The organism is Photorhabdus asymbiotica, assembly GCF_003634575.1.
Lineage (GTDB): Bacteria > Pseudomonadota > Gammaproteobacteria > Enterobacterales > Enterobacteriaceae > Photorhabdus > Photorhabdus asymbiotica.
Genome location: NZ_RBLJ01000001.1, coordinates 731,751 through 750,052, shown reverse-complemented (window position 1 = coordinate 750,052; position 18,302 = coordinate 731,751). Strand labels below are relative to the sequence as shown.

The following is an 18,302-nucleotide window of genomic DNA, read 5'->3' as shown; positions in this document are numbered from 1 at the left end:
AATGTGAATCCACTACTGAGGGTTAATTTTCTTAATTTTCCCAAATCCATTTAATTTAATCTCATCATGTTTTTGTCGATATAATGACTTAGTATAACATAACTATTTTTTTATTATACCTAATAAATGCTGATTTTAATCCTGTATTTCGCAGATTAATTGGGTTTACATGTTAACATTTTTGTGAAAAATTTTGCTCCGTATGTTTGCGCAGTTACATAGCTCTTAGGTAAATGGTTAGATGGGGAAGCTTACCTATTTGTTAATAGATTTCTGTCTGGTACCACCTAATTTCCTGAATTTCTAAGATCTTAGATTTTCCACTCATTAATTAAAACAAAATCCGATAATTGCCAACTATGAGCCTATATTTATGCATGTGAAAAAATTATAACGATAGCGGTGATAAAAAGATTTATAGCATATGTATATTATTGTTGAAATGATATATACCCTTCATCCTTCAAGTTGCTGTTTTGTTGGCTGCGTTTACTCACCCCAGTCACAGAGTTATCTATGCTCCTGGGGATTCGTTCACTTGCCGCCGCGCTGCAACTTGAAATCTATTGGGTATAGCAGATCGATACTAATCATAGAAAGGATTTCCAAGTCTATTTATTTAATCTCATAATATTTTAGCTGATATAATGACTTATTATAACATAACTATTGTTTTATTATTGATAAATACATGCGTTAGATTTTTTTCGAAAGTTTGTTGTGCTTAGTAATATGGAACTGTCGTTGTAAGAGCAATGAGAGAAAAAAGTGTGATCAGAATAGATAACGCGGAAAAAACAGTATCTAATTTTGGTTGTTATTTATTACATGATTGAATGGAAAATTATATGTAATGAATTCGTTGACTGCATTTTTTCACAGGGCTGACAAATTTCAATATTTAACTGTTTTTGGAAAGTGCTAAGTTAAATTTTACAGGTAAAACTACCTATTTACATATGTTGCTAAATAACAGAAATAATAAGGAGAAGAATAGTGTCATCGAAAAAAATAATATCTATAGGTCCTCTTCAAACCATTGAGATTTATAGTGAAGGCAATATTGTATTACCTGATAATGTCCCAGCGGCAATTATAAAAAATAATAGCACAACGCTAATTAGGGCTATAAGTTACTGGGCTCCTATGATTGGAGATTATAATCTGTATAGTAATGTTGATGTTTATCCTGGCGAAGTTAAAATACTCGCAAGACCTCAGAACTCTATTTATCGCTATAGGATTGTAGTCTCCAATCTTAGCGATGTCGTGAATGCAGAAATTGAAGTTGTAATGGATTTTTTGTGGAAAGAAACTGGAATTCCATCAAAAATGGTATATATGACCTCTAATGAACCTTTTGAAATTTATAATTCTGGTAGTCCAATATTACCTCTTGAGTTCAATGACGCAATTATAAAAAACAATGGTCCGGCACATATTAGGGCTGTAAATTACTGGGCTGGCCCGTTTGGGAATTATAATCAGTACAGTTATATTGATATTTACGCGGGTAGAACTGAAATACTCGCATCACCCCCTAATGCTATTAATTACTATAAAGTTGTATTCTTAAATCTTGGTGGTGCTCTAAATGCAGAACTTGAAGTTATGTCGCATTTATGGCATGACCGATAAATAAAGCAGGAGGCAGGTTTTGGTCTGCCATCCTATTTTTATATTGATGATTTTATTAATGGTACTGTTTTCTTAAAATAAATGAAAGAAAACAGCGTTATCAGAATAGACAGCGCAGAAAAAAAGTATCTGATTTCAGTTATTACGTATTACACGATTGAGTGACGAATTATATACAATGAATTCGTTGGCTGTATTTTTTCACTGTGCTGACAAATCTCAATATTTAATTGTTTGTGGAAAGTGTTAAGTTAAATTTTACAAGTAAAATTACCTATTATATATGTTAATAAATAACAGAAATAATGAGGAGAAAAATAATGTCAACGAAAAAAAGAATATCTATAGGCCCTCTTCAAACCGTTGAGATTTATACTGTTAGTAATGTTTTAGTGCCTACTAATGTCCCAGGGGTAATTATAAAAAACAATAGCAGTACATCAACAGTTAGGATTATAAGTTACTGGGCTCGTCTGGTTGGAGAATATCATCAGTATAATTCTGTTGATATTGATGCTGGAGAACTTAAGATATTTGGGGCACCTGGTGACCTTATTTACCGCTATCAAATTGTAGTCTCCAATCTTAGCAATACCGAAAATGCAGAAATTGAATTTGTAATGGAGGAAGTGTGGAGAGAAACTGGAATTCCATCGAAAAAGATACATCTGATCTCTACCGAGGTACAGGAAATTTATAAGGATGGTGATGCAGTATTACCCGTTGAGTTCAATGACGCAGTTATAAGAAACAATAGCTTGGCAAATGTTAGGGCTATAAATTATTGGGCTGGTCCGTTTGGAAATTATGAAATGTATAGCTATGTTGATATTTACGCCGGTAAGAGTGAAATACTTGCAGCACCGCCTAATGTTATTAATTACTATAAAGTTATACTCTACAATATGAATATCTATGTTAAAAATTCAGAAATTGAAGTTATATCGCATTTATGGAACGGGAGATAAATAAAGTAGGAGGCAGGCTCTGGCCTGCCATCCTATTTTTTATTTTTATATTGATAATTTTCTTTTAATCAGTCGAGCACTAGTTGGCTTACTTGGCAATCATATAAAGCCGCTAATTTTTCAACCGTTGCTTTGCGTGGGCGATCTGATTTCTCAAACTGAGAAACAGCAGCTTGTTTTATACCCAGTTTTTCCGCTACCTCAGCTTGTGATAGTCCACGATAAATGCGCCAAGCGGCTTGTAGTGAAACTTCATCGTCTACCATGATAGAAACGACTTCATGAGGAATAGTTTCATCGTCATTTGGTCCCGCTGTATAGGGAATAGTTTGATAATCTTCATCATGATCCGCAGCTGCCAACAGCCTTTCGTACTCGTCCATTGGCAAAATAACGGCTTGTTTTTTGCCATGCTCGTCTGTAATAAATTGAATACTAGCCATATTCTTTTGCTCCGTATGTTTACGTAGTTACGTAACCCTTAGAGGTAAATGGTTAAATGGGAAAACTCACCTATTTGTTAATAGGTTTTTGTCTGGCGTCGCCTAATTTCCTGATATACCCGTTATCTTTCAAGTTGCCTCTTTGTTGGCTGCACTCTCTCACCCCGGTCACATAGTTATCTATGCTCCCGGGGATTCGCTCCCTTGCCGTCGCGATGCACCTTGAAATCCATTGGGTATATATCCGCCATTCCATTAACGACTAAGCGCAATACCGGAGGCTTGTTGTTCCAGCATATTTTTAGCTAAATCGACAATAATTGCCGCGGCTTCAATTGGCGGTGTGCCGCCACGGTGAATATTAGAGATACAAGTGCGATCGGCTTCAACAGTTTTTTCTACGGTCGGTTTATAAACTGCATAGCAAGAGAGACTTTCCGATTGTCCTAATCCCGGTCGTTCTCCAATCAGTAAGACAACTACTTTAGCTTTTAGTAATTCGCCAATTTGATCTTCGATTTTGACGCGACCATAACGCACAAAGAATGGGGTTCCGATGCATATTCCTGCCTGTTCCAACCCTTTTAACAGTGGTGGTACAAGATCTTCGTAGTTGGTGGTAATGGCATCAGTGGAAAGGCCATCGGAGATCACAACCTGTACATCTGGGCTAGTTTTGCACTGTGTCAGCAAGGTTTCTACTGCATTCGCATTGAGTTTTCTTCCCAGGTCCGGGCGAGTTAAATAGAGGTTTTTGTCGCTAATTTGAGATTGTACTTCCAGCAATCCTCGTTTTTTTATCCATTCAACCGGGACTTCTTTTAATACCGTATCTTTGGAACGAGAGTGATCAGCCAGAAAACGCAGTAATGCCTGAGTGCGTGGCCGCGGACCACTGCGGCCGGTACCGACTCTCGCCACAGTGCTGCGGCGTAATTCCTGTAGAACTTCCATGCGGTTCGGGTTTTGGACACCGATCCACTGTTTGGCTTCTAAAGAGCCTAAATCCGGCGTACAGCTTTCAGCTTCATCTGTGATCTCAGGAGAGGCATGGGGTTTTTGGTCAGATGCCATATTGTTTGCATTCTTTTTAATTTGTTCTTGGTTCATGGGCATTTATCTCAGCAAAGAATCAGAAAAAGAACGATGCATCGCCTGCACGTGATGTTAAACGGCCATTTGCCATCAATCCCATCTGCTCCAGCCAACGTTCAAATTCTGGAGATGGGCGCAGATTGAGTAAATGACGAATAGTCGCGGTATCGTGGAAAGCAGATGTTTGGTAATTGAGCATGATGTCATCACCGAGTGGCATTCCCATGATGAAGTTGCATCCTGCGGTTGCTAATAGGATCATCAGGTTTTCATTCTGGTTTTGGTCGGAATCTGCGTGATTGGTATAGCAGCAATCACATCCCATTGATACGCCGCTGAGTTTGCCCATAAAGTGATCTTCCAGCCCGGCGCGGATGATCTGGCGGTCATTGTAGAGATATTCCGGCCCAATGAAACCGACAACGGTATTCACCAGGAATGGATCATAATGGCTTGCTAGACCGTAGTTTCGTGCCTCCATTGTCACTTGATCAGCGCCAAAGTGAGCACCGGCGGAGAGGGCCGAGCCTTGTCCGGTTTCAAGATACAGGCAGTTGCTACCGGCAAGGCGGCAATATTCCGCGCCAATGGCACGTGCTTCATCCAACATCGCCAGTTCTACCCCAAACTCTTTTAGTCCCTTTTCACTGCCGCAGATACTTTGGAAAATCAAACCACCCGGTGCACCTCGCTTAATGGCTTCTATCTGAGTAGTGACATGCGCTAAGACACAACCCTGCGTTGGGATAGCGAATTTGTCGATTACCTCGTAGATGGTGTCTAGCACGCGAGTCAGGTTTTCTACGTCATCGGTTACCGGGTTAACACCAATAACCGCATCACCGACGCCGAAAGATAATCCTTCGTAAATTTGAGCGCGGATACTTTGTATATCGTCGCGGGTATCGTTAGGTTGAAGACGAGCGCTGAATGTTCCCGGCATCCCAATGGTGGTATTGGCTTTTTTGATCACGGGCATTTTTTTTGCGCCATAGATCAGGTCAGCATTGGAGCTGATTTTTGCCACCGCCGCGACGACTTCGGAACTTATCCCTTTGCGAAGAAAGGCAATATCATCCACGCTGGTATCATCGCTCAGTATATATTCACGCAGTTCGCCAATGCGCCAGTTTTTAATGCGGGCATAGGCGATTTCGTTAATGTTGTCCTGAATAATGCGGGTGACGCAATCCTCTTCGTAGGGAATAACTGGGTTCATACGGATATCCGCTACCGTCATTTCAGAGAGGACGTGTTTAGCAGCTACGCGTTGCTGAGAATTTTCGGCAGCTACTCCGGCCAATATATCCCCTGAACGCAGTTCGTTGGCCATCGCCAGCACCTGTTTAATCTCTTTAAACTGATACGTTTTACCAAAAAGCTGTGTTTTTAGTTTCATATTTCGCTCTCTCAGGCAGGAAAAGCCAATGATTTGATGGTGACGGGAACGACGGTGCCACCAAATAGTGGAATGCCAATGTCGATATAATCTCCGGTGCGGGTGATAACTTCGTCTATAACCGCCAGTTGCCGTCCTCCCATTAAGGGATGTAGCAGCATACCCAGCGCTTTGCCGAAATCCTGGCTGGCAACTATCAGCAGTGGATGAGAAGAGGGATAGCGTGCGGCAAAATCCTGTAGAGCGGTGATGCAGATTTGTACGGCGGCGTAATTTACCGGCAAGGTGTTGGGCAGAGCTAATGCATATAGATCTTGTTCGGCATTGAGATCCATTTGCACCAGCGCGTGTAACCAGTCTCCTACCAGTGATTCAGCGGTTTCTGCTTCAGGATGGACTACGGGAATGTTACACAGTGGTAGCGATAACGTATCAAGCCAGATAGTGCTACCGGATAGCGATAATGTATGAGCGCCAGCGCCAATCACGGTGGCACGCACGGTTTGTTTTGGTACTTGTAATGGTAGTTTGGCGAAATCATTATCACGGTGAATAGCATGTGCCAATAATGGCCCCAGATCGTGAAAACGGAATGGATCACGGTCTGATGCTTCACGATAACATTCGCCTACGCCCCCGGAGAGTGTGACAGCATAAAGTTCACCGCAATCTGGTAGTGGTTCTGTCATCAGTAATTGTTTTGCCAGAGGTGTGAGATGCCCGACGGCGACTTCCCACAGCAATTGTGACATTCGTTCGGTAACCTGTTGCAATTGCGTGGCTGTCAGATGTTGAACATCGGTGTTTTCACCAAACAGTGAATGAACAATCAGTAATCCTGGTGGATGTGCTCGTAAGACCTTCCCTTGAGGATCGGTTTCCAATAAGCGGCCTCCGACATTCAGACAGGCGGAGGCGATCAATCGTCCAGCATCGAATAAAGCGTAGTTCGCGGTGCCGCCGCCAATGTCAATGTTGAGCACTTTAGTCATTTTCTGTTGTGACAATGCTTGAGCACCAGAACCCAAACCGGCAATCACTGATTCCAGATGCGGCCCTGCTGTTGCTACAACAAAATCTCCCAGTTTTTGTGCTAGTGTCATGATCGCTGAGCGTGCATTGCAGGTTTTAGCGGTTTCACCAGTAATGATCACGGCACCAGAATCAATATTTTCTGGCTCGATCCCAGCTACTCGATATTGTTCCTGAATCAAACCAAGTAGCTCGTCTTCGCGCAGTTGCCCGGCAAAATCTACGGGAGTGAATAATACTGGGCTTTGCCAGATGATCTCGCGGCGAACAAATTCATAGCGTGGTACTTGTGATACTGTTGCACGGTTTACCAGCGACAGACGCGAAAAAATCACCTGTGTGGTGGTGGTTCCGATGTCAATACCGACACTGAATAATTCCTTGGCTTCCATAACGACGCCCTCTGTCTGTAATAAGGCGTATGTTGGCATTTTTTTTTATGGATCAGTATTAAATGCCAGCAATTTGGTTAAAAAGACAACTGAAATCACAAAAACATTAGGCATTATAATAAAAACGATGTAGGTGCAAGCTACCGGGCCAAGTTATCAGGAGAAACAAGCAGATAAAGCCATAATGGGCCGAGCATTTTGTCATTAACAAAAGTGAAGAATTATTGATCTCACACCATATCGTATTGCTGGCTATCAGTAATATATCTTCCAACAGACTTTCGTTACGGGGTAAGAAAAATGATAAATAGCGGAAAAGTTTGGTTGGTAGGCGCTGGTCCGGGCGATGCGGCGCTGATTACTGTTAGAGGATTACATTGTATCCGTCAGGCTGATGCGCTGGTCTATGATCGGTTAGTCAGTCCCGATCTGTTATCTGAAGCACCTGATGGCTGTAAAATGATTAACGTCGGTAAAACGCCGAATTATCACCCGGTGCCGCAACGGCAAATCAATCAGATTCTGGTGGAGTGTGCGCAACAAGGGTTAAATGTTGTTCGGTTGAAAGGGGGCGATCCTTATGTGTTTGGCCGTGGCGGTGAAGAGGCTGAAGCGTTAGCACTAGCGAAAATCCCTTTTGAGGTTGTACCGGGTATCAGCTCATCAATTGGTGGTCTGGCTTGTGCAGGGATTCCAGTGACCCATCGTGATTATGCTTCGGGTTTTCACGTTATTACGGGTCACCTGCGCCAGGGAAATGAATCGCAAGATTGGACGCTGCTGGCAAAGTTAGAAGGTACGCTGGTGATTTTGATGGGAATGACTCAACTGGCGAGCATTTGTGAACAACTGATTGCCGGCGGTAAAGCGCCAACAACCCCGGCGGCGGTTGTGATGTATGCCAGCCATCAGCAACAGCAGGTTGCCAGCGCGACGTTAATAACACTGGCGCAGCAGGTAGCGGCACAAGGATTGACGGCTCCGGCATTGATTGTCATTGGTGATGTAGTGCGTCTACGGGAGAGACTGGCTTTTAGTCGGGATCGTTTGTTACTGACTTCCGTTCCATCACTGATGGCGCTCTAATTTTCTGTTTCACATCTGAATATAGGGTATTCGATGAGCGAACATGGCGGTAATGTGCTGGAAATGGCGCTGAAAATCGGTGTTACAGCGGAAGAGATGACGGATTTCAGCGCTAATATTAACCCGTTGGGCATGCCGGAATCCCTGAAAACGGCCATTATTGACCAGTTACAGCGGGCAGAGTGTTATCCTGATACAGAATATCGCCAGTTACATGCAGCATTGGCACAGGCTCATCATTGCACTACCGAAAACGTGATCGCGGGTAATGGCGCTACCGAATTAATTTACGCGGTGGTGAATTATCTTAAGCCGTGTCGGGCCATGCTATTAATACCGGGATTTGCTGAATATCGGAAAGCCTTACAGCGGGTTGATTGCCAGATTAATGATTATGTGATGAGTGAAGCTGATGGTTATCAACCTGATGAGCGTTTGCTGGTGGAATTGGATCGCTATCGCCCTGATTGTCTGTTTCTTGCCACACCTAATAATCCAACCGGTTTGATGCCAGATATTGCGTTATTGCAGGCGGTATTTGAACGTTGCCGTCAACATAATATTGCGCTGATTGTCGATGAGGCGTTTATTGATTTTCTCCCGGCTACTGCCGGGTTTATTCCTCAGATAGCTGATTTTCCCCGTCTTTATATTCTGCGTTCGCTAACGAAATTTTTTGCTATTCCGGGGTTGCGGCTTGGTTATCTGGTTAGTCATGATGTCGCGGGCATTCGGGCAATGAAGCGCTGGCGAGAACCGTGGACGATTAATGCTTTCGCAGCGTTGGCGGGTGAAATCATCCTCAATGATAACGCTTATATTCAGGCAACACATTGTTGGTTGGCACAGCAGCAACGTTGGTTCTATCAAGCATTGGCAACGTTACCGGAATTGTGCGTTTGGCCTCCGGCGGCGAATTATATTTTCCTGCGCTGTCTGCGCCCGGAAATCGATCTTCAGCAAGCATTGCTGAAACACCGAATACTCATCCGTCATTGCGCTAACTATCCGGGTTTAAGTGCGGCTCATTACCGGATCGCCATAAAGAGCGAGCATGATAACCATCGTCTGGTATCAGCGTTACGTCAGGTATTCGGTTATGGCTGAAGCACGCTGTCCTGCATCGTGTGGTGAACTGATCCAAGGATGGATTCTTGGAGGTGAAAAGTTAATCTCCTGCCCAGTGAATTGGTTCAGTGAGGTTTCTATTACAGATGGTGTACCGGAAAAACGGGAGCGTCCTCGTATGCGCCAAATGATGAAAGCTGTATTGGCGTATTTTGACTTGCCGGTGGAGATGGCACGAGGTCTACGTATCTCCTTGACTTCTACGATTCCGGTGGCAAAAGGGCTGGCAAGTAGTACCGCTGATATTGCCGCTACGGCGCTGGCGACGGCACGTTATCTGGGCAAAACCCTTGATGAAACGACACTGGCTGGCTTTTGTGTCCAGCTGGAACCTACGGATAGCACGCTGTTCAGCCGGCTTACTTTATTTGATCATCAAACGGGTGCCACTCAAATTTCATGTCACTGGCAGCCACCGGTAGATATTTTGTTACTCGAAAGCCCGAAAACCTTGGTTACTGCTGATTATCATCGTTTAGATCGCCATGCGACATTACTGGAGAGTGCTGCAATGTTAGAGCATGCCTGGAAACTCGTTTGTCAAGCGGTTGCGACACGGAATTGCTGGCGGTTGGGGGAAGCCACGACGCTCAGCGCACAAGCTAGTCAAAAGCTGTTGGTAAAACCGGCATTTGACAGTTTGCTGGAACTGGTGGAACAGAGTGGGATCTACGGACTAAATGTTGCTCATAGTGGCAGTGTTGTTGGGTTACTGTGTGATCGTCGCCAGCATGATGTTGAGTACTTATGCTGGTGGCTGAAACACCAGGACATCACCCGTTTTTATCCACATCAGCATTTGCTGAGTATGATACCGGGTGGTGTGCGTTAACGGTAGAAGGAGGGATTATGTTGGATTATTTGCCGATTTTTTGTCAGATCCGGGATAAAACCTGTCTGCTGGTTGGGGGCGGTCAGGTGGCTGAGCGTAAGGCGCGTTTGTTATTGGACGCTGGCGCGTATCTGTTGGTTAACGCGCGAGAATTCACCTCACAATTCCATACTTGGGATGATGCAGGTCAGGTCACACTGATTTACGGTGAGTTTGAACCTCGTTGGCTTGATCTCTGTTGGTTGGTTATTGCCGCGACCAATGATGCAGTCGTTAATTGTTACGTGAGTGATTGTGCGACGGAACGGCGTATTTTCTGCAACGTGGTGGATGAGCCACAGCAAGCGAGTTTTATTACACCGTCAGTCATTGATCGTTCGCCACTGGTGATTGCTATCTCCTCTGGTGGTCATGCACCGGTGCTGGTCAGGTTATTACGTGAAAAACTGGAACAGCTGTTACCGACACATCTTGGGCGTTTGGCTGCTTATGGTGGGGCACTCCGTCAACGGGTAAAACAGCATTTTGATAATCTGGCCGCCCGTCGTTACTTTTGGGAGCGGTTTTTTACGAGTAAACCATTAACGCAATCGTTGCTCAGTCGAGATCGTCAACAAATTGATCGTGTGGTAGAAACATTGTTTTCTGAATCATCTGAAGCAAATACAAAAAAAACAGACAGTTGTTCTTTGACTGACAAACATACTGGAGCCATATAAATGCGTGAGGAGCGATATAAACAGAGAAAACAGCGGCAAAAAGAGAGATTTATGGCACAGGTTGCGGCTGCTCAGAAAAGCAGGGGGATTGTGATCGTCTATACCGGTAATGGTGAAGGGAGAACAACCGCAGCGATAGGGACGGTTACGCGAGCGTTGGGCCATGGATTAAAGGTTGGAGTCGTTCGGTTTATTAAGGACGAATGGTCAACCGGTGAACATACTTTGTTGCAACAGCATGGGATTGAATTTCAGCTAATGCCGATTTTGGCGGGAGAAACGCAAAATCGTACAGAGGATATTGCTGTTACGGAGAGCTGGCAACATGCGCGGCGTATGATGCGTGATCCTGCCTTATCATTAGTAGTGCTTGATGAACTGACTTATCTGATAAGCAATGATTATTTATCACCTGATGAAATTATCGAGGCATTAAACCAACGGCCAATTAATCAGACAGTGATTATTACTGGACGAGATTGCCATTTTGCATTGATTGAACTGGCCGATACTGTCAGTGAAATGCGATCCGTGAGACATGTTTTCACTGAGGTAGAAAGTTCAGGCAAGTATCTATAAAACGGATAAGCGACTAATATACCGATGTCTTATCCGTTCGCTTAGTAAACAAATCGGTAACTTACATGAGTATTTCGAGTCCTTTTTTCTCAATAATCATGAGAAGTTTCAATGCAGCGCCTGTAGGATGTGTTTCATCTCTTTCCCATTTCTGGACACTGTTTGCGGACATATTAATAGCGGTGGCTAATGCTCCCTGGCTGATATTATAATATTCGCGAATTTTTCTTATACGTTCTCCAGTCATTACATCAGATGAAGAGTGATTCGTATTTTTATCTTCTTTAACCAAAGCGTTAATTTCTCTCATGGTTATATTTGATACGGTACCAGATTTATGAAAACGCTCTGCCATTTTTTGCATTTTGATGAGTCGGTTATCATTCATCACATATTACCTCGATTAATAAACCTGATGATAAGTTGTCTTCAAGATTCTTATCATTGATATTAAGAAAGTCTTTGGCTAATAGCTTATATACCCGTCATCTTTCAAGTTGCCTCTTTGTTGGCTGCACTCACTCACCCCGGTCACATAGTTATCTATGCTCCCGGGGATTCGCTCCCTTGCCGCCGCGATGCATCTTGAAATCCATAGGGTATAAACTTTCAACAATTTATCGGGAATTTCTTTTCCCGATTTTGCTACGTCTTTTTTTAGCCAGCCATCAATAAAGATTATTTTGTCATTATGCCTGAATGCAACGACAGAACGTGCACTACCACTTTTCCCTGTTCTTGCAAGGGCGATCCTTTTTTTGAATAGACTGCCACCAAGATTGGCATCTACTAATCCGCTTATGATTTCTTTAGCGGATTGGCAAAGATCTGCATTAGTTAGTGAATGATCGTCGATGAAGGCTGCGAAATCATCGGTGATAAAAATTCTCATTCTTGTGAGCCCGATTGGGTTTTGTAATAATATTTACTATAGTAAATATTATTACATTACGCAACGATGATTAATTATTTTATTTTTTATCCAAAAGAAAATTGAGTTTTAGAGTTCTCAGGAGATTTAAACGAGATTTGGATCGTTGCATGTTTAACTCAAGTGTGTCCATGATTTTCAGTTACAGTTATTTACGGTTATTAAATTATCCTGAAAATAATTTTATTGTCGTTGTGTTTATTATTAATTTATCATTAACTTAGGTTGATCATATAAGAATAAATTAATATAGAAATTATTAATTAACTGGTTGCAATGAAGTTGATAGAACATATATTTCATAAAGCTTGATAATACATTAAATAAGTTCCATACAATGTATCACATAATCCAATAATTTTAATTTATTTACAATCTTGAATTTCTGTCTAATATTGTCGGGAAAAGAAGGTGGCGTTATTTTAGATTGCAGAGCGTGGAATTAATTCACGATAAATAATGTCAAATCTTGTTGAGTATTTTATTGATTTTCTAATAAAGCATAATTATTTAATTTATGAATTAAGAGGTTTAATATGTCTATTGAAAATACCGATATAGCCGAACAAACAACTGGCAAGGATTCAGTTGTACTTGGACATGCAGAAGCGCCGGCAGTACATTCTATTGCAATTGGTGCATCATCCCGAAATTCTAAAACAATCAGTGAAGCGGCCATTGCTATTGGACAAAATCAACTTGCGGGTAAACAGGGTGATACTAAGGTCGTTTGGCCTATTGCGATTGGTGCCGATTCCGTATCCAGTGGCTTGGCTTCTATCGCTTTGGGGCAAAAGGTGACCGCGAGTGCGGCTCAGGCTGTGGCGATTGGGCAACACTCCTCTGCAACAGAACAAGGGAGTATTGCATTAGGTGCAGATTCTATTGCTAATAAACCAAATGTTGTCTCTGTAGGAAAAACGGGTCACGAGCGTAAGATTATACATGTTGCTGCTGGGGATATTTCAAATCATAGTACTGAGGCGGTTAATGGTCAGCAATTATATGCTGAATCGACAAGAGTTGATATATTATTAGATGCAAAGAATAAAGAATTGGCAGAAAAGATTGAATCTCTGGAAAGTGATATAACCAATCTTACTCTGTTGGTTCAGAATAGTGTGGATGATGTTGCATTATTGAAGAAACGACTGCTTGAAGCATTGAATTATTAATATCGGTTGGGTGCTATTTCATATATTCTCGGCTATATATACCCAATAGGCCGAGAATATGTGATAAATAATTTATTGGCAGGATTCTTATTTGTCGATTGCTTATTTCTTTCCCTTTAAAATCGGATCTTTTAGTCTAATACTAATATACCCGTTCTTTCAAGTTGCCTCTTTGTTGGCTGCACTCGCTCACCCTGGTCACAGAGTTATCTATGCTCCTGGGGATGAGTTTATTTGCCGCCGCGCTGCAATTTGAAATCTATTGGGTATAAAAGCCAGCTCAAAAACTGGCTTTTCACGCATCGGTTAAAACGTAGGCTTACAGAAAACGAGGCGTTGACAGGTAGATAACAACGCTATGAACGTTTGATATGAAAGATGTAACAGATTTCATGATGAACTCTCTTTATTGGTAAAATGTGATTTGTTTCACGAAAATCTAAATTCTGGCGGCGATTTTAATCAGAAAAACTTCAGAGTCAAGCAGTTTTTAAAAAATATTTTAAACATTAAAATATTTTTGTGTTGAGTGCTTTAGGTGACAGAGTGAACGTATCTTGAAGAGAGATGATGCTGAGTGGGCCAGATTGGTATTGAAATATGTCAAAACTTGCGGCGTCGTCATGTTGCTACTTTTGGCATAGGAGTACATGCTGATTATCAGGGGCAGAGTATTGGTAGTGAATTAATAAAAGCTATGCTCGACATGTGTGATAATTGGTTGAATGTCGAACGCATAGAACTGGAAGTATATACAGACAATGATGTGGCTATTACATTATATAAAAATTTTGGGTTTGAGATTGAAGGAACAGCTAAACGTTATGCTTTTCGTCATGGTCGATATACTGATGCCTATTACATGAGCAGGATTTCCGATATTAATGGTCAATGCCAATCTACATTAGAGAACTAATTGACTTGAGACGTCATTTAATATTTTAGCTAGTGACAAAAGTATTGATAAAGCTCTGGCTATTTAGTCAGCGCTTTGAACTAATAAAAGATCATGCAAAAAATAGGAAGTGAGCTTTCTACTATGTCAAAAATACCTCTACGCTATAATGGGTCTATTTTTATTCCTTTTGATATATTAATAGGAGTATGGGGGGAAATAGAAAGAGAATAAGAGTTATTTTTAGGTGTTGAATTATTTATTACTGCGAATAATATAAAAATAGTCAACACTCTAAGTTAGAATAAAAGTTTATTATTGTTTTTTTGAGTTAGACTTTGATTTATGCGAATTGTGATAAATCATCTTTACAATAATTTAATGTATTAATTATAAAATAATGTTATTTAATTTAAGGGGAATATATGAGTTCCAAGAATGATTTTAAAGCTTTTTCTATTAAAAATGGTGCCAATGTGCCGAGTCAATATGACTATGAAAGTAGATCAGAGTTGCAGAATGGATTTGATGCAGGAAAACAACCCGATATTCACGTGTTAAATAAAGTATTGCGTCAGTCGTCAGCCATATCATCCGCTGTAGCTAATTTTATTGCGATACAAACTGGCGATGATGTTTTGGATGATGGTGATATAACCAAACTTATTACACAATTAAATGAAGCGTTAGAACAAAAGATTAAAACAGAAGTACCTGATGCCTCATTAACACAAAAAGGTGTTGTTCAGCTTACTGATATAATGGGTAATAGTGACACATTAGCAGTGACGCAAAAACTGTTTCAGGAAACTATCAATTTATTGCTTAACAATATTAATAACAGAGTACCGAATAGCCGGAAAATAAATGGCAAGGAGTTGATCAAGGATATCAATCTAAGCGCTGCGGATATGGGAGCATATAGCAAAGCAGAAGTCGATTATTATATTAATAACAGAGTACCGAATAGTCGGAAAGTAAATGGCAAGGAGTTGATCAAGGATATCAATCTAAGCGCTGCGGATGTGGGAGCGTATAACAAAGCAGAAGTCGATTACCATATTAATGGCAGAGTACCTAATAACCGGAAAGTCAACGGAAAAATGTTGACTGAAGATATTGAATTTTCAGCGATTGATGTCGGCGCTAAACGGACGGGTGATATCTATTTATCTGCGCATCCAGCATCGGATTTGGCAAAAGGGGAATATATTGCGAATGGTGATATTTACGCGATTAATTCGAATATCGGTAGAGTATTAAATAGTTTATCAGCGGAATATAAGAAGGCATGGAGAATTAAACAGAGTGATGGAAAAATTAACCTCCCTAATCTGTTTGTTAATGGACGAGGAGTATTTATGCGTGCCGGCTTGCAACCTGGTGTGATACAGGAAGATGCGATTAGAAATATTCAAGGTGAACTAGGATGGTGGTCGACTGCACTCTTTTCCCGTGTCAGTGGAGCATTTTATGGTGTTAAGGCAAGTAATAATACAAGCGCTAATCATAAGAATATACCTGATCAATATTCAATATTCTCACATGCCATTTTTGATACATCAAAGGTAGTACCAACGGCAAGCGAAAATCGCCCACTAAACGTCGGTATGGTACCTGTAATTTATTTAGGGGTATAAAACAATGAAAAATTATTATTTTGATGACACGAAACAGCATCACCCTTTCATTGGTTCTACTTATGCAAATATTGGTAGTGAACCGCCCATAAATGCTCTGAGAGTAGAGCCAGACTTTAAAGATGGATTTTGGCCGTGTGAAAAATCAGGGCAATGGATACTTGTCGAAAATAAAAAGGGGAGCACGATTTACGATATTGAATCAGGACAATCACAGAAAAATAAAGAAGTCATTATTCCCGATGGCTTTACAGAACAGCCTTGTCCATCACGCTATCATAAGTGGGATGGTAAATGGGTGATTAGTCGTGATGCTGCTGAGCGGTTGAATGTCGAAAAGAATGAGGAAATTAAGCAAGGCGTTGAATCAAAAAAACGACAATTAATGGTTGAGGCTTGTACGAAAATAGCTCCTCTGCAAGATGCTGTTGACCTAGATATTGCTACAGAAGCGGAAAAAGATGCTTTATTAGCATGGAAGAAATACAGAGTCATGCTGAACAGGATAGATACTTCACAGGCTTACAATATCGAATGGCCGGAACAGCCAAAATAACGAAAATGGCCTGAATAAACAGGCCATTTATACGGTGATTTATTGATGCTGGAATTAAAATAGTGACAAATGCTATCTTGAAGATTAAGCATTAAAAATTGTAGTAAAAAATGAAAGTGAGGAAATAATTTAAGTATTGAATATAATCGAATTGAATATATTTCTGACTGAAATTTGTTAGGTCGATTTTTCTACTAATTATACAAAAATAATTATTCTTCTGAGTTAGAAGGACATTTTATTATTATTTTTATGAATTAGACTATGGCTGTCTTAAATTATGAGAGATTACCTTTAAACAATAATTCAATATATTGAATATCAATAATACCATTTAAACTAAGGGGTGTGTATGAGTACTAAGAATGATTTTAAGTCTTTTTCTATTAGTAATAATGCTAATATCGTAAGTCAAGATAAATATGAGAAAGATCAGAGTTTGCAGACTGGATTTTCATCAGATAATATTCCTGTTAATCTGTTAAACAAAGTATTACGTCAATCATCAACAATATCATCTGTAATAGCTAATTTTATCGCGACACAATCTGGAGATAATGTTCTGGATGATGGCGATATAGCGAAACTTACCGAGCAATTAAATAAAGCTTTAAAACAAAAAATCGCAACAGAAGTTCCCAATGCTTCATTAACACAAAAAGGGGTTGTTCAACTTACCAATGTAGTTGGCGATAGTGATACATTGGTAGTGACGCAAAAGCTGGTTAAGGAAATAGTAAATTCATTGCTTGAAAATATTAATGCCAAAGTACCTAATATACGAAAAATTAATGGGAAAGCTTTGTCTGAAGATATTACCATTACTTCCCAGGATATTTTGGGTGGGCAGGCAATTAGTTTAGGTGATAAGGCGGATTTGAGTAGCTATAAAACACCAGGAATTTATCATCAGGAGTATGATGCTCATGCCAAAAGTGGCCTTAATTACCCTGAACCGCTCGCTGGTTCTCTTGTTGTATTAAAAGCGGCTGGGGTTGTGCAACGTTATTTTGTTTATAACAGCAGTCGGGTATATACACGCAGCCAGTTTCATGATAACCCATGGACCCCTTGGACTAGAGAATATAACACTCTGAATAAACCTTCGGCAGAGGATATTGGCTCATATACAAAAATAGACTCTGATTCTCGATATATTGCAGGAGTTCGCAAGGTAAATGGGAAATCTTTATCTACGGATGTCACGATTACTTCTCAGGATATTTTTAGTGGGCAGGCGATTGGTTTAGGTGATAATGTAAATTTGGATTACTACAAAACACCAGGGATTTATTACCAGGAGTATAATGCCCATGCTAAAAATGGCGTCAATTATCCTGAACCGCTTGCCGGTTCGCTTATTGTGTTGAAAGCGGCTGGGGTTATTCAACGTTATTTTGTTTATAATAGCAGTCGGATATATACACGTAGCCAATTCCATGATAATCCATGGACACCCTGGGCTCAAGAATATAATTCGTTGAATAAACCTTCTGATAAGGTTGTTGGAAAGGATACGGAAGGAGAGTCTGATAATACTTATATTCCGACTAAAGAAGCATTAATCCAGCAAGCAGAACATGAGAAATTCCAGTCACTGGCTAAAGTTAATAATATTGTTGGGCCACTACAAGATGCTGTTGATTTAGGCATTGCTACCGAAGAAGAAAAAACAGATCTGTTGGCATGGAAGCAATATAGGGTGATGTTGAGCCGAGTTGATACTTCATTGGTCCCTGATGTTGAGTGGCCAGAGCAGCCGAAATAATAAAAAAGTGGTCTGAATAAACAGAT

Annotated in this window: 17 protein-coding genes and 1 pseudogene; 12 read left to right on the top strand and 6 right to left on the bottom strand. The window is 40.8% G+C overall.

The annotated features are described in order from the left end of the window. Positions 1-996 precede the first annotated feature (996 nt). Together BDD30_RS03275 and BDD30_RS03270 are read left to right on the top strand one after the other, a co-directional pair. A complete protein-coding gene (locus tag BDD30_RS03275) occupies positions 997-1,638 on the top strand; it encodes a hypothetical protein (RefSeq protein ID WP_015833770.1) in 642 nt (213 codons plus the stop codon). A gap of 320 nt (positions 1,639-1,958) precedes the next feature. Further along, on the top strand, positions 1,959-2,606 hold the full coding sequence (locus BDD30_RS03270; protein ID WP_015833771.1) for a hypothetical protein: 648 nt from the start codon (positions 1,959-1,961) through the stop codon (positions 2,604-2,606). Between the two features lie 68 nt (positions 2,607-2,674). On the opposite strand, the gene BDD30_RS03265 is transcribed toward BDD30_RS03270, so the two are convergent. The 4 genes from BDD30_RS03265 to eutA form a co-directional block, all read right to left on the bottom strand. Next, complete coding sequence (locus BDD30_RS03265) at positions 2,675-3,049, bottom strand: helix-turn-helix domain-containing protein (RefSeq protein WP_015833772.1); 375 nt, start codon at positions 3,047-3,049, stop codon at positions 2,675-2,677. Positions 3,050-3,304: 255 nt separating this feature from the next. Then, positions 3,305-4,123: an ethanolamine ammonia-lyase subunit EutC gene (eutC, locus tag BDD30_RS03260; RefSeq protein WP_231849228.1), complete on the bottom strand. Its 819-nt coding sequence runs from the start codon at positions 4,121-4,123 to the stop codon at positions 3,305-3,307. A gap of 58 nt (positions 4,124-4,181) precedes the next feature. Continuing rightward, entirely contained in the window at positions 4,182-5,543 is a 1,362-nt protein-coding gene (locus BDD30_RS03255; RefSeq protein ID WP_015833774.1) for an ethanolamine ammonia-lyase subunit EutB, read from the bottom strand. Between the two features lie 11 nt (positions 5,544-5,554). Next, positions 5,555-6,967, bottom strand: coding sequence for an ethanolamine ammonia-lyase reactivating factor EutA (eutA, locus tag BDD30_RS03250; protein WP_015833775.1), 1,413 nt, complete (start codon positions 6,965-6,967; stop codon positions 5,555-5,557). 303 nt (positions 6,968-7,270) lie between these two features. Between eutA and cobA the strand changes: the two genes are divergently transcribed. The 5 genes and pseudogenes from cobA to cobO all read left to right on the top strand — a co-directional run bounded on the left by cobA (position 7,271) and on the right by cobO (position 11,311). Then, a complete protein-coding gene (cobA, locus tag BDD30_RS03245; protein ID WP_041382758.1) occupies positions 7,271-8,053 on the top strand; it encodes a uroporphyrinogen-III C-methyltransferase in 783 nt (260 codons plus the stop codon). A gap of 33 nt (positions 8,054-8,086) precedes the next feature. After that, positions 8,087-9,160 carry a threonine-phosphate decarboxylase CobD gene (gene cobD / locus BDD30_RS03240; RefSeq protein ID WP_015833777.1) on the top strand — a complete coding sequence of 358 codons (1,074 nt, stop codon included), beginning with the start codon at positions 8,087-8,089 and terminating at the stop codon, positions 9,158-9,160. Continuing rightward, positions 9,153-10,013, top strand: coding sequence for a GHMP family kinase ATP-binding protein (locus tag BDD30_RS03235; RefSeq protein ID WP_041381755.1), 861 nt, complete (start codon positions 9,153-9,155; stop codon positions 10,011-10,013). The genes cobD and BDD30_RS03235 overlap by 8 nt, the downstream gene beginning before the upstream one ends. Positions 10,014-10,033: 20 nt before the next feature. After that, positions 10,034-10,663: pseudogene (locus BDD30_RS03230) on the top strand (NAD(P)-dependent oxidoreductase); the annotation flags it as partial. Between the two features lie 69 nt (positions 10,664-10,732). Beyond that, entirely contained in the window at positions 10,733-11,311 is a 579-nt protein-coding gene (gene cobO / locus BDD30_RS03225) for a cob(I)yrinic acid a,c-diamide adenosyltransferase (RefSeq protein ID WP_015833780.1), read from the top strand. Positions 11,312-11,372: 61 nt separating this feature from the next. Here cobO and BDD30_RS03220 read toward each other — a convergent pair whose 3' ends face one another. Both BDD30_RS03220 and BDD30_RS03215 read right to left on the bottom strand, forming a co-directional pair. Further along, entirely contained in the window at positions 11,373-11,699 is a 327-nt protein-coding gene (locus BDD30_RS03220; RefSeq protein ID WP_015833781.1) for a helix-turn-helix domain-containing protein, read from the bottom strand. Between the two features lie 78 nt (positions 11,700-11,777). Beyond that, positions 11,778-12,203, bottom strand: a complete 426-nt coding sequence (locus BDD30_RS03215) for a type II toxin-antitoxin system RelE/ParE family toxin (protein ID WP_015833782.1) — start codon at positions 12,201-12,203, stop codon at positions 11,778-11,780. A 575-nt stretch (positions 12,204-12,778) separates the two neighbouring features. Here BDD30_RS03215 and BDD30_RS03210 point away from each other — a divergent pair. From BDD30_RS03210 to BDD30_RS03185, 5 genes are all read left to right on the top strand, one after another. Beyond that, on the top strand, positions 12,779-13,417 hold the full coding sequence (locus BDD30_RS03210; protein ID WP_015833783.1) for an adhesin: 639 nt from the start codon (positions 12,779-12,781) through the stop codon (positions 13,415-13,417). Between the two features lie 577 nt (positions 13,418-13,994). Further along, entirely contained in the window at positions 13,995-14,333 is a 339-nt protein-coding gene (locus BDD30_RS03205) for a GNAT family N-acetyltransferase (protein ID WP_015833786.1), read from the top strand. A 404-nt stretch (positions 14,334-14,737) separates the two neighbouring features. Further along, positions 14,738-15,952: a tail fiber protein gene (locus tag BDD30_RS23855; RefSeq protein WP_015833787.1), complete on the top strand. Its 1,215-nt coding sequence runs from the start codon at positions 14,738-14,740 to the stop codon at positions 15,950-15,952. A 4-nt stretch (positions 15,953-15,956) separates the two neighbouring features. Beyond that, positions 15,957-16,508 (top strand): tail fiber assembly protein, encoded by a 552-nt coding sequence (locus tag BDD30_RS03190; RefSeq protein WP_015833788.1) that lies wholly within the window; start codon positions 15,957-15,959, stop codon positions 16,506-16,508. 352 nt (positions 16,509-16,860) lie between these two features. Beyond that, a complete protein-coding gene (locus BDD30_RS03185; RefSeq protein WP_015833789.1) occupies positions 16,861-18,276 on the top strand; it encodes a tail fiber assembly protein in 1,416 nt (471 codons plus the stop codon). Positions 18,277-18,302 lie beyond the last annotated feature (26 nt).